Here is a 26,068-nt window from a genome sequence, read left to right as displayed (position 1 = left end):
AATTAGCTAGTTTGCGGTTAAGGTGTGCTAATGAGGTTTAAAAAGACCTTGTAGGATATAAAAAAAAGAAAGAATAATAACAATGTTCTTACTTTACCCGAGTAAGAATCCCTCCCAAAAGGGAGGTTAGGAGGGGCTGATTATGCAAAGTTTTAGAACAGAAATAGAGAATCCGATTGTCGAAAAAGATATTATAGAATTAGCTAATAAAATTGAGCTTTTTCATAACGGAAAAATAGATGAAGAAAAGTTTAGAAGTCTTCGTTTAGCTAGAGGTGTTTACGGACAGCGTCAAGAAGGCGTGCAAATGGTTCGTATTAAATTGCCTTACGGAAAAGTTAAGAGCAATCAATTACGAAGAATCTCGGAGGTGTCCGATGAGTATTCTCGTGGCCGTTTACATATCACCACACGTCAAGATATTCAAATTCACTATGTTGATCTAAACAGGACCCCAGAGCTTTGGGCTGAGTTGGAACGTGACGATATCACACTTAGAGAAGCCTGCGGTAATACCGTTAGAAATGTAACCGCATCAGAAACTGCAGGAATAGATGTTAATGAACCTTTTGATGTATCACCTTATGCAGATGCCCTATTTCGTTCCTTCTTAAGAAATCCTATTTGTCAGGAAATGGGACGTAAGTTTAAGGTTTCTTTTTCTTCTTCAGATGAAGATACGGGGTTATCATACATGCACGATTTAGGTTTTATAGCAAAGATTGAAAATGGTGTACGCGGATTTAAAGTGATGCTTGGTGGTGGATTAGGTTCTCAGCCACGTCACGCAGATGTATTATATGATTTTTTAGAGACAGATAAAATCATTCCGTTAACAGAAGGTGTTTTAAGAATTTTTGATCGTCATGGCGAGCGTAAAAGTCGTGCCAAAGCACGTATGAAATTTTTAATAAAAGACATCGGGTTAGAGGCTTTTAAGGATTTGGTTGAAAAAGAACAAAATGCCATTGCGTTTAAATCGGTTGCCATTGATGCCAATTTATATGAAGCTTCAACACCTGTTGAAATAAATGAGATCCCACAAGTTGAAATAAAAGACCAAAAAGCTTTTGAAACCTGGAAGTCTACAAACTTGATTCCTCAAAAACAGGACGGTTATGTAGCCATCGGTATTAAAGTGCTTTTGGGAGATTTTTATACAGACAAGGCAAGATTATTGGCCGATTTGGTAGAGAAATATGCAGCTGGTGAGATAAGGTTGACATTACGTCAAAACATAGTCATTCCTTTTGTAAAAGAAGCCTTGGTGCCGTTTTTCTATAATGAATTGGAAAAATTAGGGTTTGTAGAAGCCGGTTATAATAAAGCGGTAGATATTACAGCGTGTCCAGGAACCGATACTTGTAATTTAGGAATTGCAAGCAGTACAGGGATTGCAGACGAATTGGAACGTGTTATTAAAGCCGAATACCCACAGTATTTAAATAATGAAGATTTAGTCATTAAAATTAGTGGTTGTATGAATGCCTGTGGACAGCACAATATGGCAAATATTGGTTTTCAGGGCATGTCTGTTCGTACCCCGGATAAATTAGTGGCACCTGCATTACAAGTATTATTAGGAGGTGGTAATTTAGGGGATGGCAAAGGTGTGTTTGCAGATAAGGTCGTTAAAGTACCAAGTAAAAGAGGCCCAGAAGCATTGCGACGTATTTTAGATGACTTTGAAGCAAATGCGAAAGGGAAATCGTTTATAGATTATTATAAAGAAAAGGGAGAAAGATATTTCTACGATTTCTTAAATGACCTTCAAGATGTTACGAATTTAACACAGGACGATTTTATCGATTGGGGTGAAAATGATAAATATGTTAAGGAAATTGGTGTTGGTGAATGTGCCGGTGTGGTTATCGATTTAATTGCAACGTTGTTTTTAGAAAGTGAAGAAAAGATTGAAAACGCTAAAAAATCTTTTGAAGATAAAGCCTATTCAAATGCAATTTATCACGCTTACAGCTCTTTGGTTAATTCAGCGAAAGCTTTGTTATTAGCTGAGAATAAGAAAACAAACACCCATGCAGGTATCGTAAGTCAGTTTGATGAATTGTTCGTGGCAAGTGGAAAAATAAATTTAGAAGTATCTTTTTCAGAATTGATATATCAAATTAATAAATTTGCACCAACAGAAGCGTTTGCTGCAAAGTACATTAGCAATGCCAATGTGTTTTTGGAAAAAGTAAGAACATTTAGGGAAACCGAAATCCCCCAGGCTTCCAAAGGGGGTAAAGTAACAGTTTAAAAAACTGTTTTTAGAAAAAGAATCGTGAATAAAGAAAAAAGTACATATTCTAAAGATCTGAGTCCAATCCCACCCATCGGGGTTAAGGGGCGCTTGACTGTAGTAGGAGCTGGGCCGGGCGATGTGGATTTAATAACGCTAAAAGCTATTAAAGCTATTGAGTCTGCAAATGTTATTCTATACGATGCGCTTATAAATGAGGAGCTGTTAAAATATGCATCGAGCGAGGCGGAACTTATTTTTGTGGGTAAACGTAAAGGATGCTATGTGTTTCAACAAGAACAAATCAATGAGCTTATAGTTAGTAGAGCTAAAAGTCATGGGCACGTTGTGAGGTTGAAAGGCGGTGACCCGTTTATATTTGGAAGGGGCGCAGAGGAGATAGACTATGCAAGAACATTTGGGATAGAAACTTTTGTAGTTCCCGGCATATCATCGGCTACAGCAGTGCCTGCGTACCAAGGGATTCCTTTAACAAAACGAAACGTTTCAGAAAGCTTTTGGGTGATTACGGGCACAACTAAAAATCATCAGTTATCATCAGATGTAGCTTTGGCAGCAAAATCGACTGCAACGGTGGTTATTTTGATGGGTATGAGCAAGTTGGATGACATTGTTCGTGTTTTTTCAGAAGAAAACAAACAAGATACACCAGTTGCTATTATTCAAGAAGGAACGACTGAAAATGAAAAAATGGGTTTTGGAACTATAGATACCATCTGCAAAGTTGTTGAAGAAAAAGAACTGGCAAATCCAGCCATTATAGTTATTGGAGATGTAGTGAAAGAACGAGTTCGGTTATCATCAATTCGTAAAGAATTTGCTCAATAATGTTATGACCAAGCAAAACAGAAATATTGACGATTCGAGTGAGCGAGTTCCCCCTTTTGGGGTTGGGGGACTCAGGAATCATTTATATCCCATTTTTTTAAAGGCTAAAAACTTAAATGTACTTATTGTAGGTGGTGGTTTTGTGGCAGAAGAAAAATTAACTTTTTTACTAAAATCGAGTCCAGATGCACAGGTTACTATGGTTGCGCCTATGTTTAGGGAAGGCACTATAGCGCTTGCAAAGAAAGGTGATATTACGTTGGTCGAGGATGCATATAATAAACGTTATTTAAAAGGAAAGCATATCGTTATTGCAACGACCGATGTACCCGAAGTAAATATAAAAGTTTACAAGCATTGCAGAAAAAGAAGCCTTTTGGTGAATGTTGCCGATAATCCACCATATTGTGATTTTTATATGGGTGGTATTGTAACAAAAGGCCATGTAAAAGTAGCGATCTCCACAAATGGGAAGTCGCCAACAACCGCCAAAAGATTACGTCAGTTTTTCGAGGATGTCATTCCAGAAAATGTAGACGATTTGGTTAAAAATTTAAATGAATATAGAAAAACAATAAAAGGTGATTTCGAGCAAAAAGTAGAAACACTTAATGAATTTACCAAAGGATTAATAGAAAAAAAGAAAGCGTAACATGATTAAGACAGATATACTTATAATAGGGGCAGGGCCAACTGGATTATTTGCAGTTTTTGAAGCGGGTTTATTAAAACTTAAATGCCACTTAATCGATGCATTGCCACAAGCAGGGGGGCAGTGTTCTGAGATTTATCCTAAAAAACCTATCTATGATATTCCTGGGTTTCCAGAAATTTTGGCAGGAGATTTAACTAAAAACCTTTTAGAACAAGGCAAACAATTTGAGCCTGGTTTTACTTTGGGCGAACGTGCAGAAACTATAGAAAAGCAAGAAGATGGTTCTTTTATAGTAACGACCAATAAAGGAACGCGACACCATGCACCTGTGGTAGCTATTGCAGGAGGGTTAGGGTCTTTCGAGCCTAGAAAACCCCTTATCGAAGGTATTGCAGATTATGAAGATAAGGGGGTCGAATATATTATTAAAGATCCAGAATTTTACAGAGACAAAAAAGTAGTGATTTCAGGAGGCGGGGATTCTGCTTTAGATTGGAGTATCTTTTTATCGGACGTGGCTTCAGAAGTGACATTGATTCACAGAAGAAACGAATTTAGAGGGGCGTTGGATTCTGTTGAAAAAGTTAGGGAATTAACCCTTTTAAATAAAATAAAACTAATCACTCCAGCTGAGGTTAAAGAACTTCATGGTGATGGAAAAATTGAAGCGGTTAGTGTCGTGAAGGATGGTGAAACAACTAAAATTGAAACCGACCACTTTATCCCTTTATTCGGTTTATCCCCTAAATTGGGACCTATTGGAAATTGGGGATTGGAAATAGAAAAAAATGCTATAAAAGTTGATAATTCCTTAAACTATCAAACAAACATTCCTGGTATTTTTGCCATAGGAGATGTAAACACCTATCCAGAGAAATTAAAATTAATCCTTTGTGGTTTCCATGAGGCGACATTAATGTGCCAGGCAGCTTATAGAATTATCAACCCAGGTAAAAAGTATGTGTTAAAATATACAACAGTTAGTGGGATAGATGGATTTGATGGAACACGTAAAGAAGCTCCTAAAGCGGTTGTTCAAGCGATTAATTAAATAAAAGCAAGAACCCTTGATGTTTAAAATTTAAGCGTATGAAAAAAAGTTACAACGTTTGTTTAAAAGATACGGTTGAAACATTTACAAAAAGATTGTTTTATGCTTTGTTTGATGAAGAACAACAGGTAACACATGCATCCTATTTAGAAACAACTTTTCTTAAAACACTTTCAAAACTATCCATAGAAGGAGGAAAAGAAAAATGGGAGGGTTTTAAGCAAAATCTCCCAGAAATTAGAAGGCAATTGGATTTAGATGCTATCGCTTTTGAAAATAATGACCCGGCATCGTACAGTTTAGAGGAAATCTATTTGGCATATCCTGGTTTTTATGCGATCTCCATTCATAGATTGAGTCATGCCCTTTATAAATTGAAGGTACCCATTCTCCCTAGAATGATGAGTGAATATATTCATGGTATTACAGGTATAGATATCCATCCAGGAGCCACTATTGGAGAATCATTTTATATAGATCATGGAACGGGAATAGTGATAGGAGAAACATCCATAATAAAGGACAACGTTAAAATTTATCAAGGTGTTACCTTAGGGGGTATTCAGGTTAGTAAAGACTTGGCCCAAGTAAAGAGGCACCCCACTATAAATGAAAACGTCACCATATATGCCAATGCAACCATTTTAGGAGGGGACATTGTTATAGGCGCCCATAGTATTATAGGCGCGAACGTCTGGATTACCCAATCGGTTCCGGAAAACTCGTTGGTAACTTATCAAACTGAAATAAAAATCAGACCCAAAAAGAATGGCATACAGTAAAACAATTTTAGATTTTATTGGTAACACCCCTTTAGTAGATGCCAGTCATTTGGTTTCCAAGGAAGGCGTTAAGCTTTTTTTGAAATTGGAAGGAAATAACCCAGGAGGCAGTGTTAAGGACAGAGCTGCTTTTAATATGATCAATGAAGCGCTTAAGCGTGGCGATATTAAAAAAGGAGGCACCTTAGTTGAAGCTACCAGTGGGAACACAGGGATTGCCTTAGCGTTTATAGCAAAACTTTTAGGATTGAATATGGTATTGATCATGCCCGAAAATTCTACGGAAGAACGTGTAAAGACCATGAAAGCTTATGGAGCCGAAGTTATTTTAACCTCTTCTGATATTGGTATTGAGGGGTCAAGAGATCTGGCATTTAAACTTAGGGATGAAAAAGGTTATACCCTGTTGAACCAGTTTGAAAATGACGATAATTGGAAAGCGCACTATAAAACCACAGGACCCGAAATTTGGGAAACAACACAAGGTAAAGTAACTCATTTTGTGTCTGCAATGGGAACAACAGGAACCATTATGGGCGTCTCAACATATTTAAAAGAACAAAATAAAGACATCACCATTGTGGGGGCACAACCAGATGATAACTCCAGAATTCCAGGAATAAGAAAATGGCCCGAAGCCTATGTGCCTAAATTTTTTAATAGGTCTAAAGTAGATCAAATTATAGAAGTGACCGAAGCTGATGCCAAAGCAACAACGCAACGTTTAGCGAAAGAAGCCGGCGTGTTTGCTGGAATGAGCAGTGGAGGTTCTGTATGTTGTGCATTGGAAGTGGCCGAGTCCATTAATGAAGGTGTTATAGTGGCTGTTATTTGTGATAGGGGCGATAGGTACTTGTCGTCTTCTTTATTCGAATAAATCAAGTATACTTTAACAAATTAAATTTACTGCTATAAGGTCTTTTGGCTGTAGTGTAGCTTAAGATAAACTTTAGCAGGCATCTAAAAACAAAGAAATTTTTAAAATTTTTTGTTTTCATGTGAATAAAAAAAATATTGTTAGTATTTTTGCTCACTATATCGATATGCTCAAGGTTTTATTATTGTGGAATTTTAAGTTTATTGCTATGAGTTCATTAATGTATAAATATTGTTATCAAGAAAGGTAGAGGGAATAGACCCTGTGAAACCTTGGCAACCCTTTAACTTTAAAGAAGGTGCTAAATTCTACTAATATTCAATGATATTAGAAAGATAACGAAAAGTGTTTCTTTTACTTTTCTTGATGATATTATAAATGATGAAGACTGACTAAAAAGTTAGGTTTTCGTCAAAACGGAATGTGTTTCAAAAAGAGAGGCAAATTTCATGAATTTACACAAATCAATTCGTGCCAATTCGTGAAATTCGTGTCTTAATTTTAAGAACATAGTTCTATTATAAGAGATAAAAAAGAAAAAGAGATGTCAAAAATACAACAAGCCTTACAAGAACGTATTTTAGTACTGGATGGTGCTATGGGTACAATGCTGCAGGCTTACAAATTTACAGAAGACGATTTTAGAGGCGATCGTTTTAAAGATTATCCGACGCCATTGCAGGGTAATAATGACCTGTTATCGATCACACAGCCAAAAGCCATTAAAGAAATACATGCCAAATACTTTGAAGTAGGGGCAGATATCGTAGAGACCAATACCTTTTCTGGTACAACAATCGCCATGGCAGATTATCAAATGGAAGATTTGGTTTACGAACTTAATTTCCAATCGGCAAAGATAGCCAAGGAGGTGGCTGATGCATTTACGGCAAAAGAACCACATAAACCCCGTTACGTAGCAGGATCAATTGGGCCAACAAACCGTACGGCAAGTATGTCGCCAGATGTTAATGATCCAGGTTATAGAGCAGTTACTTTTGATGAGTTGCGTATAGCTTATAAACAGCAAACGGAAGCGCTTATTGATGGAGGAGTCGATTTGTTATTGGTAGAAACTGTTTTTGATACCCTAAATGCCAAAGCAGCTTTGTTTGCCATAGAAGAAGTTAAAGAAGAACGGGACATAGATATTCCTATTATGCTTAGTGGTACCATTACCGATGCATCAGGAAGAACACTTTCTGGTCAAACAGCAGAAGCCTTTTTAATTTCCGTTTCGCATATTCCATTGTTGTCTGTAGGTTTTAATTGTGCTTTGGGAGCTAATTTATTACAACCTCACTTAGAGGCCATTGCTTCTAAAACAGATTTTGCCATTTCAGCACATCCCAATGCGGGGTTACCGAATGCTTTTGGTGAATACGATGAGACCCCGGAAGAAATGGGGGCTCAAATAGAAGCATATTTACAAAAGAATTTAATAAATATTATTGGAGGCTGTTGTGGTACAAGTCCAGAACATATTAGAGTTATTGCAGAGATAGCAGCGAAGTATAAACCTCGTGATTTTGTCATTCCTGCAGAGGCAGGAATCTCATAAATAGGAGTTAAGGATTATGATACTTGAAGTAGCCGTATTAAATATAAAGAAAGGACTTTCGGCAGATTTTGAGAAAAGTTTTCAAGAAGCGCAAAGTATCATTTCGTCCATGAAAGGTTATACATCACACGAATTAAAAAAGTGTGTAGAGCAGGAAGATAAATATATATTATTGGTGAATTGGGAAACCATTGAAGACCATGAAATAGGGTTTAGAAAATCTAACGAATATAAAAAATGGAAGGCTTTATTGCATCATTTTTACGAACCATTCCCAATAGTAGAACATTATACAAAGGTTGATGGTTGCTAGTTTTTGGTTGATGGTTAGAAAATAGTTATATGAATTATACAGAATTAGGTATTTGGAAATATTTAAGAGAATTGGTTAAGTTGGTTTATAAATTAACAAAATCGTACCCTCAAGAAGAGCTATATGGCTTAACAAATCAAATTAGAAGAAGTGTGATTTCTGTACCATCAAACATAGCTGAAGGTTGCGGAAGACAATCGACAAAAGAAACAATTCCTTTTTTATATATTTCAAGAGGTTCCTTATACGAATTAGAAACGCAATTATTCCTTTCTAATGATTTGGAGTTTCTTCCGGAAGAAAAATTAAATAATTTGTTAATTCAAATACAAACTTGGAAAAAGTTGCTTAACGAATTTATCAATTATTACAAGAAATTATGAGCATGAGTGAAACCAATAACCAACAACGAATAACTATCAGCCAAAAAAAATACATGAAACTTTCGGGATTAGAACCTCTAGTCCTTAATGAAAACAGCAATTTTATTAACGTTGGTGAGCGTACCAATGTTGCTGGATCACGTAAGTTTTTAAGATTAATAAAAGAAGAAAAATTTGATGAAGCACTGGATATTGCACGTCATCAAGTTGATGGAGGTGCGCAAATAATAGACATTAATATGGACGATGGCCTTATTGATGGTAAGGAATCGATGGTTCGCTTTTTAAATTTAATAGCTGCCGAACCGGATATTTGCCGCGTACCTATTATGATAGATAGCTCCAAATGGGAGATTATCGAAGCAGGGCTTCAAGTTGTACAGGGAAAATGTGTCGTAAACTCCATTTCCCTAAAAGAAGGTGAAGAAAAGTTTATTTGGGAAGCAAAGCAGATTAAGCGCTATGGAGCCGCTGTTATTGTCATGGCCTTTGATGAGGTTGGGCAAGCAGATAATTACAAAAGACGTATTGAAATAGCTAAGCGTTCCTATGATGTTTTGGTTGACAAAGTAGGATTTCCATCGGAAGATATTATTTTCGATTTAAATATATTCCCTGTAGCTACAGGTATGGAAGAACATCGCAGAAATGCGATCGATTTTATTGAAGCAACACGTTGGGTACGTGAAAATTTACCAAATGTAAGTGTGAGTGGCGGGGTGAGTAATGTGTCGTTTTCTTTTAGAGGAAATGATGGTGTGAGGGAAGCGATGCACTCGGTGTTTTTATATTATGCCATTCAAGCAGGTATGAATATGGGGATTGTAAATCCAGCGCTTTTAGAAGTGTATGATGATATTCCTAAGGATTTATTAGAGCATGTTGAAGATGTTATTCTAGATAGAAGAGACGATGCGACAGAGCGTTTATTAGATTTTGCAGAAACCGTAAAAGGTTCTAAGGTAGAAAAGACTTTAGATTTATCATGGAGAGAAAACCCACTTCAAGAGCGTGTTACACATGCCTTGGTAAAGGGAATTGATGCCTATATTATTGAAGATGTAGAACAGGCAAGACAGGAAGCCGAAAATCCTATTGATGTTATAGAAGGCCATTTAATGATAGGTATGAATGTGGTTGGCGATTTGTTTGGAGCGGGAAAAATGTTTTTGCCACAAGTCGTTAAATCGGCTCGGGTAATGAAAAAAGCGGTGGGCTATTTGAACCCATTTATAGAAGCTGAAAAATTGGAGAAACAGCAGGCATTAGGAAAGGTATTAATGGCAACTGTAAAAGGAGATGTGCACGATATTGGAAAAAATATTGTGAGTGTTGTATTAGGTTGTAATAATTACGAAATAGTCGATTTGGGGGTTATGGTGCCGCCGGAAAGAATAATTTCTGAGGCTAAGGAACATCATGTAGATGCCATTGGTTTATCTGGTTTAATTACACCGTCTTTAGACGAAATGGTTTATTTAGCTAAAGAAATGGAGCGGCAGAATTTTACCGTGCCCTTACTTATTGGTGGGGCAACAACATCGAAAGCACATACCGCTGTGAAAATCGATCCTCAGTATAAAAATGCGGTAGTACATGTAAACGATGCTTCTAGAGCGGTGACGGTTGTTGGTGATCTATTGAACAAGAAAACAGCGCATGCATATGTTGCCAAACTAAAAAAGGATTACGATGAATTTCGTGAGAAGTTTTTAAAACGAGGTAAAGAGAAATCATATATTTCCATAGAAGAAGCTCGGAATAAAAAATATACTATAGATTGGGAAACATCTAAAATTGTAAAGCCTAATGAATTAGGAGTTCAAGTGTTAAAGCAGCTAAGCTTAAAAGAGCTATTGCCTTATATCGATTGGAAGCCTTTCTTTATTTCGTGGGATTTACATGGTAAATTCCCGGAGATCTTAACAGATGAGGTTGTAGGTGAACAGGCTACTCAATTGTATGAGGATGCACAAGCGATGATTAAACAGATTATTGCAAAACAGTTGTTAAAACCAAAAGCTGTTTTTGGTTTGTTTGAAGCTAATACCATTAATGATGACGATATATCTATTCAGAAAAAAGGCCGTGAGATTGCGGTGTTTAGAACCTTACGTCAACAATTAAAGAAAAGAGATGAGATTCCAAATATAGCTTTGTCTGATTTTGTTGCACCAAAGGAAACGGGTAAAATGGATTATATGGGTGCATTTTGTGTAGGCATTTTTGGCGCTCAGGAACTAGCAACCTATTACAAGGAAAAAGAAGACGATTATAACGCTATCATGGCTCAAGCCATTGCGGATAGATTTGCAGAAGCATTTGCAGAATATTTACACAAGCAAGTGAGAACAAAACATTGGGGATATGCAGTAGACGAAAACCTATCTAATGAAGAATTAATAAAAGAAACCTATAAAGGGATCCGTCCAGCACCTGGTTATCCAGCATGCCCAGACCATTTAGAGAAAGAAACCATTTGGGAGTTATTAGAGGTCGAAAAACTGATAGGCGTCTCTTTAACAGAAAGTTTGGCCATGTGGCCAGCAGCAGCGGTATCTGGATATTATTTTGGGAATCCAGAAGCAAAATATTTTGGTTTAGGTAAAATTACCGATGATCAGGTAACCGATTATGCTATTAGAAAAGGTATTGAAAAAGATAAAGCCAGAAAGTGGTTGCATCCTAATCTTGCTAATCAATAAATACATTCCTGCGCCTGCCTGCCCAGCAGGCAGGCGCAGGAATCTTATGAAAATAAAAGTGTTAATTAAAAAGATTCCTGCTTTCGCAGGAAATGAATATGAGATTTATAGAGTTAACATTAGGAAGCCATGTCGTTGCACATGGCTATGATAATGCTAATAGAGAAATAACAGAGCATATAACTGTGGACGGGTTTTCTAAAAAAATGGTAGCCGTTTCCAGAATCAAATCAGTTAGTGAAAAGTATGTTTTAACAGACTACATAGATGGTCGATGGATATACTGGGAGTATGAAGAAGCTTTTGAAGATTTGAAGAAAATATTGATTTTGGACATTTGATAAAGAAAAAATAAAAAGCTTTAAGAGACCATTCGTGAATTCTTAGCTAAGAAAAAGAAAGTAATAAATTAAAAGATTCCTGCCTTTGCAGGAAATGAATATGAAAGTAACTGACCATATTAAAAAAGCCAACGGAAAAACATTGTTTTCGTTTGAGATTATTCCACCTCAAAAAGGTAGAAATATTCAGGAACTATATAATAACATAGATCCTTTAATAGAATTTAATCCACCATTTATTGATGTAACAACCTCAAGAGAACAATATGTGTATATTGATAAAGGTGATGGCTTGTTGGATAGAAAGATAACACGCATGCGCCCTGGTACAGTTGGTATTTGTGCGGCTATAAAACACAAATATAATGTGGATACTGTACCGCATGTTTTATGTGGTGGTTTCACCAAAGAGGAAACCGAATACCTACTGGTGGATTGTCATTATTTAGGTATTGATAATGTCATGGCTCTACGCGGTGATGCCATGAGTCATCAAAAATATTTTGAACCTTCAAAAGGCGGGAATCATTATGCAACAGATTTGGTGGCCCAAATCCAGAATTTAAATTGTGGCAAGTACTTGCATGAGGTCATAGAATCCGATCATAAATCTGATTTTTGTATTGGTGTTGCCGGTTACCCGGAAAAACATATGGAAGCCCCTTCTATGCAGGCCGATTTAAGACGTCTTAAAGAAAAAGTAGATGCTGGAGCAGACTATGTAGTAACACAGATGTTTTTTGATAACAAAAAATATTTTGAATTTGTAGAAAAAGCCAAAAAAGCAGGAATCAATGTGCCTATTATCCCAGGTATAAAACCACTGGCAGTAAAGCGCCATTTACAGATACTGCCACAAGTCTTTAAAATAGACTTACCAGAAACCTTAGTGGATGAAGTAGAGAAATGTAAAGACAATAAACAGGTAAGGCAAGTAGGTGTGGAATGGGCCATAAAACAATCTGAAGAACTTAAAAAGGCAGGCGTTCCCGTGCTTCATTATTACTCTATGGGTAAAAGTGATAATATAAAAGCCATTGCATCACAGTTGTTTTGATAATTCCATTATTTTTGCTTTTCAAGCAAATCCATAAATGAGATTATTTTTAGCCTGTGTTTTTTGTGCAGTTTTCAGTATTTCTTTCTCACAAGAAAAGGCATATACGTCTTATATTGATGCGAATTATTTTAAAGGAAACATCGCATTGCACAATAATGACTTGCTGCATTTAATAAAAGGACATCCTGAAGGTTATATTTTAAGCTGGAATAAAAAAACGTACGGATTTAAAGCTTGGGAACAACGCTATAATTATCCGGATTATGGGGTGACTTACGCCTATCAAAATTTAAAAAATGATGTTTTGGGGACCGTATCTTCACTGTATGTGCACTATAACTTCTATTTTTTCAAGCGACATATCATGTTGCGTATTGGCCAAGGCTTGGCATATACCGAAAACGCCTATGATAAGGTCAGTAACTTTAGAAATATTGCCTTTGGTTCCAAGTTAATGAGTAGTACGCTTTTGATGCTTAATTATAAAAAGGAACGTATTATAGAAAGGTTTGGGGTGCAGGCAGGCCTGTCTTTTGTTCATTATTCCAACGCCAATGTAAAAGCGCCCAATGCAAGTATAAATTCTATGGCTCTAAATGTCGGGGTAACTTATAATTTAGAAGAAGAGGAACCGGAATACATAACCACACTTCGTGATGAAGAGCAAGAAAGGTTTACACAACCGGTAAAATATAATCTTGCCTTTAGAACGGGTATTAATGAAAGCGATATTGTTGGTAGCGGGCAATTTCCTTTTTATATTTTTTCTGCCTATGCAGATAAGCGTATTAATATAAAAAGTGCGTTGCAGTTTGGGGCAGATGTTTTCTTTTCAAATTTTTTAAAAGAGTATATTTATTACAGATCAGTGTCTCATCCAGAAGATAATTTATCTGGAAATGAAGATTACAAAAGAGTTGGTGTTTTTGTTGGTCATGAATTATTTGTTAATAGAACATCACTGATAACACAGTTTGGATATTATGTTTATTATCCATTTGATTTTGAAGGGCCCACATATTTAAGAATAGGTTTAAAACGTTATTTTGGCGATAAGTGGTTTGGAGCATTAACATTAAAATCACATGCAGCCAAAGCGGAAGCAGTAGAATTTGGTATTGGTGTTAGATTGTAATTATTCCTGCGAAGGCAGGAATCTCATGAAATGAAACCTGAAATAACATGAGTTCGACAAAACTTAAATCTATATTTTACAACCTCTCGACTGAGCTAGAGGGGGATATTAGAATACAAATAGGATTAACGTTGATTAATAAAACTAATGTTAAAATAATAGATTTCTGCCGTCGTAGTAATAACAGCATATGAAAAGAATAATTCACCTATTAGTTTTGTTTTTAATAATAGCTTGCGATAGCGAGCATACCAGTGATTGTTTTCAAAAAGCAGGAAACATTATCCAACAAGAAATTGTTGTAGGTTCCTTTGGTAAAATATTAGTAAACCGCGATATCGAATTGGTGATTAAAGAAGGGGATGAGCAAAAGGTTATTATCGAAACGGGGGCTAACTTATTAAATGATGTAGAAGCTGTTGTTTTAGATGGTAAGTTAACGTTGACAGATCATAATACGTGCAACTATGTGCGCGATTATGGTATTACCAAAGTATATGTGACATCTCCAAATATTACAGAAATAAGGAGTTCTACACAATATGACATAAGCTCTGATGGTGTTTTGACCTATCCAAGTTTAACGATTCTATCAGAAGATTTTGGAGCTCCGGATACTTTTACAAATGCTAATTTTAGGTTACAGATTGATAATAATACATTTCGATTGGTGTTTAATAATTTGTCTAATTGCTTTATTTCAGGAAAAACAGAAAACCTGAACCTTACTTTTGCTGCAGGAACCTCACGTTTTGAAGGCCGAAATCTTATCGCTCAAAAAGTGCAATTATGGAACAGGGCATCAAATGATATGATTGTAAACCCACAACAAGAAATAAGGGGAACTATTTCTGGAACGGGTCATGTCATTTCTGTGAACCGTCCCCCTATAGTTGCTATTGATGAATTGTATAAAGGACGATTAATTTTTGAATAGATTAATCGATTGCTTAGCGATTTCCAGCTCTTCATTTGTTGGGATCACTAAAACTTTCACATTAGAACCGTCTGTATTAATGGCATGTGTTTCTTTGGATCTCACTTTATTTTTTTCGGTGTCTAATTCAATACCTAAAAAGTCCATATTCTCACAAACCATTTGGCGCATTAAAATAGAATTTTCACCAATTCCGGCAGTAAAGACAATAGCATCTAATCCGTTTAAAACAGCAGCATAACTACCAATATATTTTTTTATACGGTACGCATTCATTTGTAATGCCAATTGGCAAGCTTTGTTGCCTTTTTCAGCTTCAGCTTGAATATCCCTTAAATCGCTTAAACCTGTTAAGCCAAACATACCGCTCTTCTTTTGGAGTAGTGCGTTGATTTCATTTACGTTATAATCGTATTTTTCAGCTAAATGAAAAATAATCGAAGGATCAATGTCTCCAGAACGCGTACCCATAATCAATCCGTTAATTGGTGAAAAACCCAAAGAATGATCAACACTTTTTCCATTTTTAATAGCGGTCATGCTACAACCATTACCTAAATGGATGGTGATTATTTTTGAATTCTTTTTTCCCAGATATTCCATAGCCTTTTCTGAGACATATTTATGACTGGTGCCATGAAATCCGTAAACTCGAATATGAAGCTTTTCTGAATATTCATTTGGAATCGCATATTTATAAGCATATTCTGGAATTGATTGATGAAATGCCGTATCGAAAACGGCTATTTGTTTAGCGTTTGGAAATATGGTTTCGGCAACTTCAATACCTTCTAAATTAGGAGGATTGTGCAAAGGAGCCAATGATGAAAGTGTTTTTATCTTATCTTTTACAGCTTCGGTAATTTCGGTAGTATCACTAAAATGTTTACCGCCATGAACCACCCGATGCCCAACAATATGAATAGCATCGGTAGATTTAATAACACCAGTATCTTTATCTAATAACCGGTTTGCTAATAATTCCAGACCCGTTTTGTGATTGGGAATGGCAGTTACAACCTCAAGCGTGTTTTCTTTGGTTTTGAGTTTGAATTTTGCATCATCAAACCCAATGCGTTCAATGAGGCCAGAACAAAGAATGGTTTCTTCCGGCATTGAAAATAATTGAAACTTTAAAGAGGAACTTCCAGAATTTAAAACGAGTACTTGCATATTTATTGATTTTGGGCTTGAATAGCGGTAATGATAACAGTACTATAAATATCATCAGCAGTACACCCTCTGCTAAGATCATTTACTGGTTTATTTAATCCTTGTAGAACAGGCCCTATAGCTAATGCTCCTGTTTCTCTTTGTACAGCTTTGTAGGTGTTGTTGCCAGTGTTTAGATCTGGAAAAATTAAAATACTGGCATGTCCTGCAACTTTAGAATCCGGTAATTTACTTTTTCCAATACGCATATCTACCGCAGCGTCATATTGAATAGGACCTTCAATCTTTAAATCTGAATTTTGAGCTTTTACAATCTCGGTAGCTTCTCTAACTTTTTCTACATCGGCCCCTTTTCCAGAAGCACCGGATGAATAAGAAAGCATGGCAACCTTGGGCTCAATACCAAATTCTTTTGCCGTTTGGGCTGATGAAATAGCTATTTCTGCCAATTGTTGTGCGTTTGGATTTGGGTTGATGGCACAATCTCCAAACACAGAAATCCTATCTTCCAAGCACATAAAGAAAATAGACGATACCAAGTTTACTCCAGGTTTTGTTTTTATAAATTGTAAAGCTGGGCGTAAGGTGTGCTGCGTCGTATGCACGGCCCCAGAAACCATACCGTCTGCATGGCCTTTATAGATCATCATGGTACCAAAATATGAAACATCGGACATGGTATCCCTTGCCATTTCTAAACTTACGTTTTTATGCTTTCTAAGTTCGTAAAAGGTATGGGCATAATCTGCAAAATGAGGTGATTTTGTAGGCGATATAATATGTACCTCGTTAATATTTAGAGGGATGTCTAATTTTTCAATAAGCTCTTTAATTTTATCTTCTTCGCCCAGAAGCGTTAATTCTACAACATGCGCATTAACTAATCTCGCAGCGGCACGTAAAACGCGTTCATCATAACCTTCTGGTAAAACAATATGTTTTTTATTATTTAAAGCGCGTTGTAATAAATGGTATTGAAACATTCTAGGGGTAAATACCTCAGATTTAAAAGTGATAAGTTTATCTGCGAGCTTATCTGTATCTACATGTTTTTCGAAAGTAGCAATGGATGTCGTTATTTTTTCTTTGTTTTCAGCATATATTCTGGGCTTGATGTTTCCAATACTACTGGCTACATGGTAAGTGCCTCCTTTCACACTTATAAGGGGTACAATACTGGAAAGCCCTTCAATAAGTTTTAAAATAGGTTTCTCGGGAATAAGGCCTCCTGTTAAAATGATTCCAGCAATTTTAGGGTAATTTTTAGAAATATTCGCTTGTAGAGCTCCCAGAATAATATCGGCTCTGTCACCAGGGGCAATAACCAATGCATTTTCCTTTAGGTGGGTTAAATAATTACGCAATTGCATAGCCCCCACGCTAAAATTTTCGGTTAGGTTATTTAACATGTCTTGGCCAAAAAGAACTTCGCCATGTAAAGCCTTTGAAATTTCTTTTACAGTAGGGCTACTTAGATTAGGGATTTTTGGTATCACGGTAATATCTGTTCCCTTGCTTATACGTGTTTTTAATTGTGCTTTGAGCGTAGAAAGAGCATCAGGGTTTGCTTTGTTGGTTATTATTGAAAGCACATCAACATCTTGTTTAAAAGTGTCATGCGCTAATTGAACACTATCCACAATCTCTTTAAGCTCTTTCTTGTCCCCTTGAGACACTATAATAACAGGAAGCCCAAGGTTTTTAGATATTATAATATTAATGTCTAGCTCTAGACTTGAGTTTTCGTGAGAGAAATCGGTGCCCTCTACTAAAACAAAATCAAAACGCTCTTCAAGTTTTTTGTATTTTTTTATGATTTCATCTATGACTTCACCGGATTTCCCTTGGTTATATAGGTCAAGTACCTGACTTCTTGTATATGCAAATGTTTTTTTATAATTAATATCCAGTTCAAAATGAGACATCACGGTATTGATGTGATTGTCCATCTCGCCTGCTTCAAGATCTTCAATAATCGGTCTAAAATACCCAACCTTGGCAGTCTTTCCCAAAAGCATACGCATTAAGCCCAGAACAACAACAGATTTACCGCTGTTGGGCTCAATAGTAGCCACATAAACTCCTTTACTCATAGTGTTTTATAGTATTACAAGATAGTTTGTTGTTTGCTTTTAAGCAAAGTAACTATGCTTATATTTAAAATATTATACCGCAAAATTAATGTCTTCATATTATGATAAGGATGATATTTATCATAGAACTCATTTAAACTTTTTCAATGGGCTAAAAAACACCCCCTTTTTCATTTATATTTCGCCTTTTTTGAATGCCGTAACGATGCTCAATGTCATTAAGTTAAGGCCGTAATGTCAGTCTGAGCCTTTCGTCTCCCTGCCCGTCCGGCAGCCGAAGTACTCAAGATAAACTATAGACGAAGTACTCAATGTGACAAAAAAAGAACAAATTACCTTAACTTAATGGCATTGAACGATGTTATGCTATTAAAAAAGTCTTTATCTATATAAAAAATGACTCATTTTCGCTATAATTCAAAAACTTTAAATGAGTTTATACTTTTCATTTAAAGCATGCATATCAGGAAGCTATTTTGATGTTAAATCCCTAAAAAGGGATTCTAAACTGGCGTTCTTTTGATTAAGCTGTAAAATTTTCAATTGATTATCGTGAGCAAAGTCAAACACATAAGACCGCATGTCTTCCGAAGTTTTAAAAGTGATTTCATAAACAAAACCGTGCGTATTGGTTATGCTTTTTACTTTCGGAAGCTTTAATAAAAAAGCATCTTCAACGCGATAATCAAACTCTACAATAACAATTTGTTCTTTGGCATCACGTAATTCGTTTAGTTTTTTATCTGCGACAATTTCCCCTTTATTAATGATAATCACACGATCGCACATGGCTTCGACCTCTTGCATGATATGTGTAGAGAGAAATACGGTTTTGGTTTCTCCAATTTCTTTTATGAGATTTCTAATATCAATCAATTGGTTAGGGTCTAAGCCAGTGGTTGGTTCATCCAATATCAAAACATCAGGATTATGTAATAGCGCATTGGCCAAGCCTACACGTTGACGATACCCTTTAGAGAGCTGCCCTATTTTTTTATGGGCTTCGGGTGTTAAACCGGTAAGTTCAATAACATCATTAACACGTTGTTTGGAAATCTTGTAAATCTGGGCATTAAATCTTAAATACTCTTTAACAAACATGTCTAAATATAAAGGATTGTGCTCTGGCAAATACCCGATACTTTGTTGAACAAGCTGTTTGCTCTCCTTTATATCATGTCCATTTACCTTTGCAGTACCTTCGCTAGGGGTCATGTAAGTCGTTAAGATTTTCATCATAGTAGATTTTCCAGCACCATTAGGGCCTAAAAATCCAACAATTTCTGGTTTGTTGACTCTAAACGATATTTTGTTTAAAGCTTTTTGTTCTCCATAGTGTTTTGAAACCCCTACTACTTCAATAGACATAATTAAAATTATTTATTCAAAAATAATAATTATATAATGCAATAGAAGTTTTACTATATAATCTTTAAAATTTTTAAAAACTTCAAAAAAAAACAATACTACAATTTTGATTTCTTAAAATATTATTTACTTTAGCATCATAATTATGACAACAGTATATTATACATATTTTAACAACTGGTTTTATTTCTTTTTTAGCAAAAGGAACGAGGCGTTGTATGTATAATTTATAACTATAAATTTTAGATATGAGTCTCGATGAAAATCGGGACTTTTTTTTGTTCAACTTTTTAATTAAACAACCGCAATGAAGATTGAGGTCTTAATAAAATAAAACGAAGTTTTGATTAAAACGGTAGCTATACAGGGAGTAAAAGGGTCTTTTCATCACATTGTGTCAAAACAATTTTTTGATAAGCCAGTTGATGTCATTGAATGTTTGACATTCGATAGGGTGGTCGATTCTTTAATTACTAAAGAATGTGATGCGGCTATTATGGCCTTAGAAAATTCTATAGTAGGCTCCATTATCCCTAATTATGCTTTAATTGATACATATGGTTTACATATAGTCGGGGAGTATTATATAGATGTTCAGCATAACTTAATGGCATGGCCGGGTCAACGCATAGAAGATATAAAAGAAGTCTATTCACATCCTATGGCGTTGTTGCAGTGTAAAGAGTTTTTTAAGCAATATCCTCATATCAAATTAGTAGAAGATAAGGATACGGCAGAGGTTGCCCAACGGATACGTGAAAAAAAGCTTAAAGGAATAGGTGCTATTGCAAGTACTTTGGCTGCCGATATATTTGCGCTGGATATTCTGGCGTCTAGTATTCAAACTATAAAGCACAACGAAACGCGTTTTGTTATTATAAAACGAACGAATTCTGAAGTGCCTGAAAATGAAATCAATAAAGCTTCGGTTAAGTTTGAAAGCGACCATAAAAGAGGCAGTTTGGCAGCCATTCTTAATGTGATGAGCGACTGTAAATTGAATTTAACTAAAATTCAATCATTACCAATAATTGAAACACCTTGGAAATATGCTTTTTTTGTTGATGTTACTTTTGAACAATATGAGGATTTTAAAAAAGCAAAATCTATAATTAATATTATGGGAAAAGGACTTAAAGTGCTCGGTGAATATAAAAAAGCTAAGTTATGATTGAAGCTGCTAACAGATTGCTAACGGTAGAAGAATATTACTTTTCTAAAAAATTAAGAGAGGTAAACTTTCTTATAACCAGTGGAAAACCTATCATTAATTTAGGTATTGGGAGTCCGGATTTACAGCCACCGCAAAGAGTGGTAGAGGCCATAAAAGAAGGGTTGTTGGCTCCTAATGCACATAAGTATCAAAGTTATCAGGGATTGCCAGAGCTAAGAGACGCTATGGCGAGGTTTTACGAAGAACATTTTTCGGTTTCTTTAAGTGCTACCTCCGAGGTTTTACCGCTCATGGGAAGTAAAGAAGGGATCATGCACATTTCAATGGCATATTTAAATGAAGGTGATGCCGTGCTGATTCCAAACCCTGGATATCCAACGTATCAATCCGTTACTAAATTAGTAGGAGCAAAACCTGTTTTTTACGAATTGGATGCAGCAAATAATTGGTTGCCGGATTTTGAAGCTTTAGAGCAATTGGATTTGAGCAAGGTGAAGCTCATGTGGGTAAACTATCCACATATGCCAACAGGCGCTCTGCCAAACACATACTTGTTTGAAGAATTAGTGGCATTTGCGAAGCGTCACGGAATTTTAATAGTTAATGACAATCCGTATAGTTTTATATTGAATGATGCGCCAAAAAGTATACTTAGTGTTGCAGGAGCAAAAGAGGTGTGTTTGGAACTTAATTCGTTAAGTAAGACTTTTAATATGGCAGGATGGCGTGTAGGAATGGTTGTGGGAGATAGTGAGCATATAAGCAATATTTTAAAGGTGAAGAGTAACATGGATTCAGGCATGTTTTATGGTATTCAAAAAGGGGCTATTGAAGCTTTAAAATGTTCAGACATGTGGTTTGTTACGCTTAATAGTGTCTATAAACAGCGTCGCGATTTAGTTTGGCAATTAGCAGACGCTTTAAATTGTACGTACGATAAAAATGCCGTAGGACTTTTTGTTTGGGCTAAGCTACCAGGATCCGAAAATGCAGAAGCCTATATAGATTCAGTACTTAAAAACAATCACATATTCATTACCCCAGGAACTATTTTTGGAAGTAAAGGTGAAGGATATATTCGATTTTCTTTATGTGCATCTAACGAAGTTTTAGAGGAGGCTATAAAAAGGGTTAGGTAGTTTGAAGACAGAAAACAGAAAACAGAAGTTAGAAGTTAGAAGTTTGAAGTTTGAAGTCTGTGATTAAATTTATTATGAGTAAAAAACAGAGAACAAAATAACTAAATAAACGCCATAATAATTCCCTCTCCTTTGGAGAGGGTTAGGGAGAGGAAAATGGAAAACATATACATCATAGGAATTGGATTAATAGAAGGTAGCCTTGCTATAAAAAGGGTTAGGTAGTTAGAAGTTTGAAGTCTGTGATTAAATTTATTATGAGTAAAAAACAGAGAACAAAATAACTAAATAAACGCCATAATAATTCCCTCTCCTTTGGAGAGGGTTAGGGAGAGGAAAATGGAAAACATATAGATCATAGGAATTGGATTAATAGAAGGTAGCCTTACTATAAAAAGGGTTAGGTAGTTTGAAGACAGAAGACAGAAGTTAGAAGTTAGAAGTCTGTGATTAAATTTATTATGAGTAAAAAACAGAGAACAAAATAACTAAATAAACGCCATAATAATTCCCTCTCCTTTGGAGAGGGTTAGGGAGAGGAAAATGGAAAACATATACATCATAGGAATTGGATTAATAGGAGGTAGCCTTGCTATAGATATTAAAAAGAATAACCCTGGAGTGGTTATTCACGGTATTAGCAGGAAGGAAGCAACACTCAAAGAAGCTTTGTCGCTTCATTTAATTGATAAAAAAGCAACCTTAGAGGATATTGTTAATGCCGATTTAGTTATTGTATCCATTCCTGTGGATGCTACAGTAAAGTTATTGCCAACTGTTTTGGATAGGATACCCGATTCAGGATTGGTTGTGGATGCGGGGTCTACCAAATTAGACATATGCAAGGTCATTGAAAATCATCCCAAGCGTAGAAATTTTTTAGCCATGCACCCTATAGCGGGAACTGAACATTCAGGTCCCAGTGCAGCTATTAGCGGCCTGTTTAAGGGAAAAACAAATATTGTTTGTGAAGTTGAAAAAACGGCATTCAAGCTTCAAGAAAAGGCGTTAAAACTTTTTGTGGATATAGGGATGCGTATTCGTTATATGAATCCAGAAGCACACGATAAACACATTGCTTATATGTCGCATTTATCGCATATAAGTTCATTTATGTTAGGCAAAACAGTGATAGAAAAGGAAAAAAATGAACGTGATATTTTCGATATGGCAGGTAGTGGATTTGCTTCTACAGTTCGTCTGGCAAAGAGCTCCCCAGAAATGTGGACGCCTATTTTTAAACAAAATAAAGCCAATGTCATTGAGACCTTAGAAGAATACATCCATAATCTAAAGAATTTTAAAGAGCTTATGGAAAAAGATGACTTCGAAGCCATTTATAACGAAATGAAAAATACGAATTATATAAAACAAATTTTAAACGGAATAGCTTAGTCGGCTGAATATTAAGTAAAATGGAAAATAAAAAAGAAATGAGAAACTGGTTGGATGCATTGAATTTAGATCATCCTTTGGTTATTGCAGGACCTTGCAGTGCCGAAACAGAAGAGCAAGTATTAAAAATAGCTCATGAGTTAAAAGATACAGACGTTAACTATTTTAGAGCAGGTATTTGGAAACCAAGAACAAGACCAGGCATGTTTGAAGGTGTTGGTGCATTGGGTTTAAAGTGGCTACAAAAGGTAAAAGCGGAAACAGGAATGAAAATCTGTACAGAAGTAGCTAATGCTGCTCATGTAAAATTGGCTTTAGAGCATGATGTAGATTTATTATGGATTGGCGCACGTTCTACAGTGAGCCCGTTCATCATGCAAGAGATTGCAGATGCTTTACAAGGAACGGATAAGCCCGTGCTGATAAAAAATCCTGTAAATCCAGATTTGTCTTTATGGCTAGGGGGCATTGAAAGAATATACAAAGCAGGCGTTAAAAATATAGGCGCTATTCATAGAGGGTTTTCAACATATCAAAAAACCAAATATAGAAATATTCCAGAATGGCAATTGGCTATCGAGTTTCAAAATAAATTTCCAGATATTCCTTTAATTAATGATCCATCCCATATAACAGGTAATCGGGATATGATTTTTGATGTGTCTCAAACAGCTTTAGATTTAAATTTTGATGGGTTAATGATTGAAACTCATTACGATCCTGAAAATGCATGGAGTGATGCTGCACAGCAAGTAACACCTGCTACCTTAGTGCAAATTATGAAAGACCTTAAAATTAGAAAAGAGACGGATGCTGAAGCAGAGTACAACAGTGCCTTAAATAATTTAAGAGCGCAAATAGATGTTGTAGATAACCAAATTATCACTTTATTAGGAAAACGTATGGAAGCTGCTGATGGTATTGGATCTCTTAAAAAGCAGAAGAACGTAGCCGTATTACAATCTAAACGTTGGAATGAGATTTTAGGAAAAATGGTTTTAGAAGGAGAAGAGCACGGATTGAGTGAGGAGTTCATTCTAAGAATGTTTAAAGCCATTCACCAAGAGTCTATTAACCATCAAGAGAAGATCATTAATGGTTAAATGATAATGAACTTTATAAAAAAACCTCGCAATTGCGAGGTTTTTTTATTTGGTAAGTAAGGTTATTACTTATTTCTTTTAAAAATATAACGGGTAATAAAAATACCTTTACCATCTCCTTTACCACTATCACTTTCAACAGCACTAGTCACAAAAGCCAGCTCCCATCCTTCTTCTATCATCGTATTGATTTTTGAAGTAATTATGGCATCATTAGCGGCAATGTTTTGAAAACGGATACCACCTATATTATAAAAGTTTAATAATTTTGTTTCATCAAAACCTTTCACTCTTATTTCTCCACGTTTAGATTTGTTGCGGGTGTTGTCTTCTTCGGTTTGTGTGCTAGTAAATTCTTTATAATCTTTTTCTTCGTTAGCGCTAATAAGCCTAGAACGCCCTAAACCATTAGGAACAATAGATTCTATACTAGTAATAACTTTATACTCTACTTGAGCACTGGCGTCGATAAAAGAAAATAAAGCAATAGTAAAAACAATAAGTAGTTTTTTCATGTTATTAGAGTTTTTTTAAATTAATAATGACAAGATTAAACAATATCCATACCAAAAAAAAGATTTTTTAACTTTACTTTTGAAAAAATATGACAGGACTTGTTTATAAATCTACTGGAAGTTGGTACACGGTAAAAACCGATTTGGGCCATGTTTATGAATGTCGAATAAAAGGGAAATTCCGTATAAAAGGCATTAAAAGTACAAATCCCATTGCTGTTGGTGATATGGTAGATTTTGAACTCGAAACCAATAATAACCAAGAATCAGGTATCATACACAAGATTCATGATAGAACAAATTACATTGTTAGAAAATCGGTTAATCTATCTAAGCAAACACATATTATTGCTGCCAATTTGGATCAGGTTTTTTTAATGATCACTATTAATAACCCACCAACGTTAACCAGTTTTATAGATCGATTTTTAGTAACAGCCAATGCCTATTCCATTAAAACAATATTACTATTTAATAAAGTAGATACTTATGATGATGAAACGCTTTTAGAGGTTAAATACCTGGCCCATATTTATAGAAAAATAGGGTATGAATGTATAGGGGTTTCTGCTAAAACTGGCAAAAATGTAGATAAAGTAAAGGCTTTGATGCGTGATAAGGTTAGTATGTTTTCGGGACATTCTGGAGTGGGGAAATCTACACTTGTAAATGCTATTGAACCAACTTTAAATATTAAGACAAAAGAAATTTCAACACAGCATATGCAAGGGCAGCATACAACAACCTTTGCAGAAATGTTCGATTTAAGCTTTGGTGCAAAAATTATTGATACGCCTGGAATAAAAGGTTTTGGGGTGGTCGATATGGACAAAGAGGAAGTTGGTGATTATTTTCCGGAAATATTTCAATTGAAACAAGATTGTAAGTTTAATAATTGCTTACACATCCAGGAGCCTAAATGTGCTGTTAAAAAGGCACTGGATAATGATGAGATAGCGTTTTCGCGTTACAGAAGCTATTTACAAATTATTGAAGACGAAAATGAACATTACAGAACAGATCATTGGGAGAATTAGTAATCAGTAATCAGTAAGCAGTTTGCAGTGGCAGTAATCAGTGAGCAGTTTGCAGTTTGCAGTTTGCAGTGGCAGTAATCAGTGAGCAGTTTGCAGTGGCAGTGATCAATAATAATAATAATAATAATAATAATAATAATAATAATAATAATAATAATAATAATAATAATAATTTTTGGG

Annotated in this window: 23 protein-coding genes and 1 riboswitch; of the genes, 19 read left to right on the top strand and 4 right to left on the bottom strand. The window is 35.5% G+C overall.

All coding sequences use genetic code 11. The features are described from left to right. Positions 1 to 142 precede the first annotated feature (142 nt). From PQO00_RS12755 to PQO00_RS12690, 14 genes are all read left to right on the top strand, one after another. Positions 143 to 2,260, top strand: a complete 2,118-nt coding sequence (locus PQO00_RS12755) for a HEPN domain-containing protein (RefSeq protein ID WP_274185227.1) — start codon at positions 143 to 145, stop codon at positions 2,258 to 2,260. Positions 2,261 to 2,335: 75 nt separating this feature from the next. Continuing rightward, positions 2,336 to 3,091, top strand: a complete 756-nt coding sequence (gene cobA / locus PQO00_RS12750; RefSeq protein ID WP_274185278.1) for a uroporphyrinogen-III C-methyltransferase — start codon at positions 2,336 to 2,338, stop codon at positions 3,089 to 3,091. A 4-nt stretch (positions 3,092 to 3,095) separates the two neighbouring features. Next, entirely contained in the window at positions 3,096 to 3,743 is a 648-nt protein-coding gene (locus tag PQO00_RS12745; protein WP_274185226.1) for a bifunctional precorrin-2 dehydrogenase/sirohydrochlorin ferrochelatase, read from the top strand. A 1-nt stretch (position 3,744) separates the two neighbouring features. Next, complete coding sequence (locus PQO00_RS12740; protein WP_274185225.1) at positions 3,745 to 4,797, top strand: NAD(P)/FAD-dependent oxidoreductase; 1,053 nt, start codon at positions 3,745 to 3,747, stop codon at positions 4,795 to 4,797. 38 nt (positions 4,798 to 4,835) lie between these two features. Continuing rightward, positions 4,836 to 5,579, top strand: a complete 744-nt coding sequence (gene epsC, locus PQO00_RS12735) for a serine O-acetyltransferase EpsC (RefSeq protein ID WP_274185224.1) — start codon at positions 4,836 to 4,838, stop codon at positions 5,577 to 5,579. Next, a complete protein-coding gene (gene cysM, locus PQO00_RS12730) occupies positions 5,566 to 6,456 on the top strand; it encodes a cysteine synthase CysM (RefSeq protein ID WP_274185223.1) in 891 nt (296 codons plus the stop codon). Before epsC ends, cysM begins: the two co-directional genes overlap by 14 nt. A gap of 231 nt (positions 6,457 to 6,687) precedes the next feature. After that, positions 6,688 to 6,798, top strand: a riboswitch (SAM riboswitch). 202 nt (positions 6,799 to 7,000) lie between these two features. Next, positions 7,001 to 8,017, top strand: coding sequence for a homocysteine S-methyltransferase family protein (locus PQO00_RS12725; RefSeq protein WP_274185222.1), 1,017 nt, complete (start codon positions 7,001 to 7,003; stop codon positions 8,015 to 8,017). A 16-nt stretch (positions 8,018 to 8,033) separates the two neighbouring features. Continuing rightward, the gene (locus PQO00_RS12720) at positions 8,034 to 8,330 is read left to right on the top strand and encodes an antibiotic biosynthesis monooxygenase (protein WP_274185221.1); all 297 of its coding nucleotides are present in this window, start codon (positions 8,034 to 8,036) and stop codon (positions 8,328 to 8,330) included. A 29-nt stretch (positions 8,331 to 8,359) separates the two neighbouring features. Beyond that, positions 8,360 to 8,713, top strand: coding sequence for a four helix bundle protein (locus PQO00_RS12715; RefSeq protein ID WP_274185220.1), 354 nt, complete (start codon positions 8,360 to 8,362; stop codon positions 8,711 to 8,713). A gap of 2 nt (positions 8,714 to 8,715) precedes the next feature. Continuing rightward, positions 8,716 to 11,418 carry a methionine synthase gene (gene metH, locus PQO00_RS12710; RefSeq protein ID WP_274185219.1) on the top strand — a complete coding sequence of 901 codons (2,703 nt, stop codon included), beginning with the start codon at positions 8,716 to 8,718 and terminating at the stop codon, positions 11,416 to 11,418. A gap of 98 nt (positions 11,419 to 11,516) precedes the next feature. Then, on the top strand, positions 11,517 to 11,759 hold the full coding sequence (locus tag PQO00_RS12705; RefSeq protein ID WP_274185218.1) for a hypothetical protein: 243 nt from the start codon (positions 11,517 to 11,519) through the stop codon (positions 11,757 to 11,759). Between the two features lie 100 nt (positions 11,760 to 11,859). Next, positions 11,860 to 12,816, top strand: a complete 957-nt coding sequence (metF, locus tag PQO00_RS12700) for a methylenetetrahydrofolate reductase [NAD(P)H] (RefSeq protein ID WP_274185217.1) — start codon at positions 11,860 to 11,862, stop codon at positions 12,814 to 12,816. 37 nt (positions 12,817 to 12,853) lie between these two features. Next, positions 12,854 to 13,954 carry an acyloxyacyl hydrolase gene (locus PQO00_RS12695; RefSeq protein ID WP_274185216.1) on the top strand — a complete coding sequence of 367 codons (1,101 nt, stop codon included), beginning with the start codon at positions 12,854 to 12,856 and terminating at the stop codon, positions 13,952 to 13,954. A gap of 190 nt (positions 13,955 to 14,144) precedes the next feature. Continuing rightward, positions 14,145 to 14,891 carry a head GIN domain-containing protein gene (locus PQO00_RS12690; RefSeq protein WP_274185215.1) on the top strand — a complete coding sequence of 249 codons (747 nt, stop codon included), beginning with the start codon at positions 14,145 to 14,147 and terminating at the stop codon, positions 14,889 to 14,891. Here the strand turns inward: PQO00_RS12690 and PQO00_RS12685 are convergent. The 3 genes from PQO00_RS12685 to gldA form a co-directional block, all read right to left on the bottom strand. Continuing rightward, the gene (locus PQO00_RS12685; protein WP_274185214.1) at positions 14,877 to 16,064 is read right to left on the bottom strand and encodes an acetate/propionate family kinase; all 1,188 of its coding nucleotides are present in this window, start codon (positions 16,062 to 16,064) and stop codon (positions 14,877 to 14,879) included. The genes PQO00_RS12690 and PQO00_RS12685 overlap by 15 nt on opposite strands. A gap of 2 nt (positions 16,065 to 16,066) precedes the next feature. Next, on the bottom strand, positions 16,067 to 18,157 hold the full coding sequence (gene pta / locus PQO00_RS12680; protein ID WP_274185213.1) for a phosphate acetyltransferase: 2,091 nt from the start codon (positions 18,155 to 18,157) through the stop codon (positions 16,067 to 16,069). Between the two features lie 471 nt (positions 18,158 to 18,628). Beyond that, positions 18,629 to 19,525, bottom strand: coding sequence for a gliding motility-associated ABC transporter ATP-binding subunit GldA (gene gldA / locus PQO00_RS12675; protein WP_274185212.1), 897 nt, complete (start codon positions 19,523 to 19,525; stop codon positions 18,629 to 18,631). Positions 19,526 to 19,868: 343 nt separating this feature from the next. Between gldA and PQO00_RS12670 the strand changes: the two genes are divergently transcribed. The 4 genes from PQO00_RS12670 (at position 19,869) to PQO00_RS12655 (ending at position 24,336) form a co-directional block, all read left to right on the top strand. After that, complete coding sequence (locus tag PQO00_RS12670) at positions 19,869 to 20,696, top strand: prephenate dehydratase (protein ID WP_274185211.1); 828 nt, start codon at positions 19,869 to 19,871, stop codon at positions 20,694 to 20,696. Beyond that, a complete protein-coding gene (locus tag PQO00_RS12665; protein ID WP_274185210.1) occupies positions 20,693 to 21,838 on the top strand; it encodes a pyridoxal phosphate-dependent aminotransferase in 1,146 nt (381 codons plus the stop codon). Before PQO00_RS12670 ends, PQO00_RS12665 begins: the two co-directional genes overlap by 4 nt. A gap of 543 nt (positions 21,839 to 22,381) precedes the next feature. Continuing rightward, a complete protein-coding gene (locus PQO00_RS12660; RefSeq protein WP_274185209.1) occupies positions 22,382 to 23,233 on the top strand; it encodes a prephenate dehydrogenase in 852 nt (283 codons plus the stop codon). Between the two features lie 20 nt (positions 23,234 to 23,253). Then, on the top strand, positions 23,254 to 24,336 hold the full coding sequence (locus PQO00_RS12655; protein WP_274185208.1) for a bifunctional 3-deoxy-7-phosphoheptulonate synthase/chorismate mutase type II: 1,083 nt from the start codon (positions 23,254 to 23,256) through the stop codon (positions 24,334 to 24,336). A 65-nt stretch (positions 24,337 to 24,401) separates the two neighbouring features. Here the strand turns inward: PQO00_RS12655 and PQO00_RS12650 are convergent, their stop codons facing one another. After that, positions 24,402 to 24,851: a hypothetical protein gene (locus tag PQO00_RS12650; RefSeq protein WP_274185207.1), complete on the bottom strand. Its 450-nt coding sequence runs from the start codon at positions 24,849 to 24,851 to the stop codon at positions 24,402 to 24,404. An 89-nt stretch (positions 24,852 to 24,940) separates the two neighbouring features. On the opposite strand from PQO00_RS12650, the gene rsgA reads away from it, so the two are divergent. Then, positions 24,941 to 25,888 (top strand): ribosome small subunit-dependent GTPase A, encoded by a 948-nt coding sequence (gene rsgA / locus PQO00_RS12645; RefSeq protein ID WP_274185206.1) that lies wholly within the window; start codon positions 24,941 to 24,943, stop codon positions 25,886 to 25,888. The last annotated feature ends 180 nt before the right edge of the window (positions 25,889 to 26,068 follow it).

The organism is Flavivirga sp. 57AJ16, assembly GCF_028736925.1.
GTDB lineage: Bacteria > Bacteroidota > Bacteroidia > Flavobacteriales > Flavobacteriaceae > Flavivirga.
The sequence above is the reverse complement of the archived record's forward strand: the minus strand, read 5'-3'. Positions and strand labels throughout refer to the sequence as shown.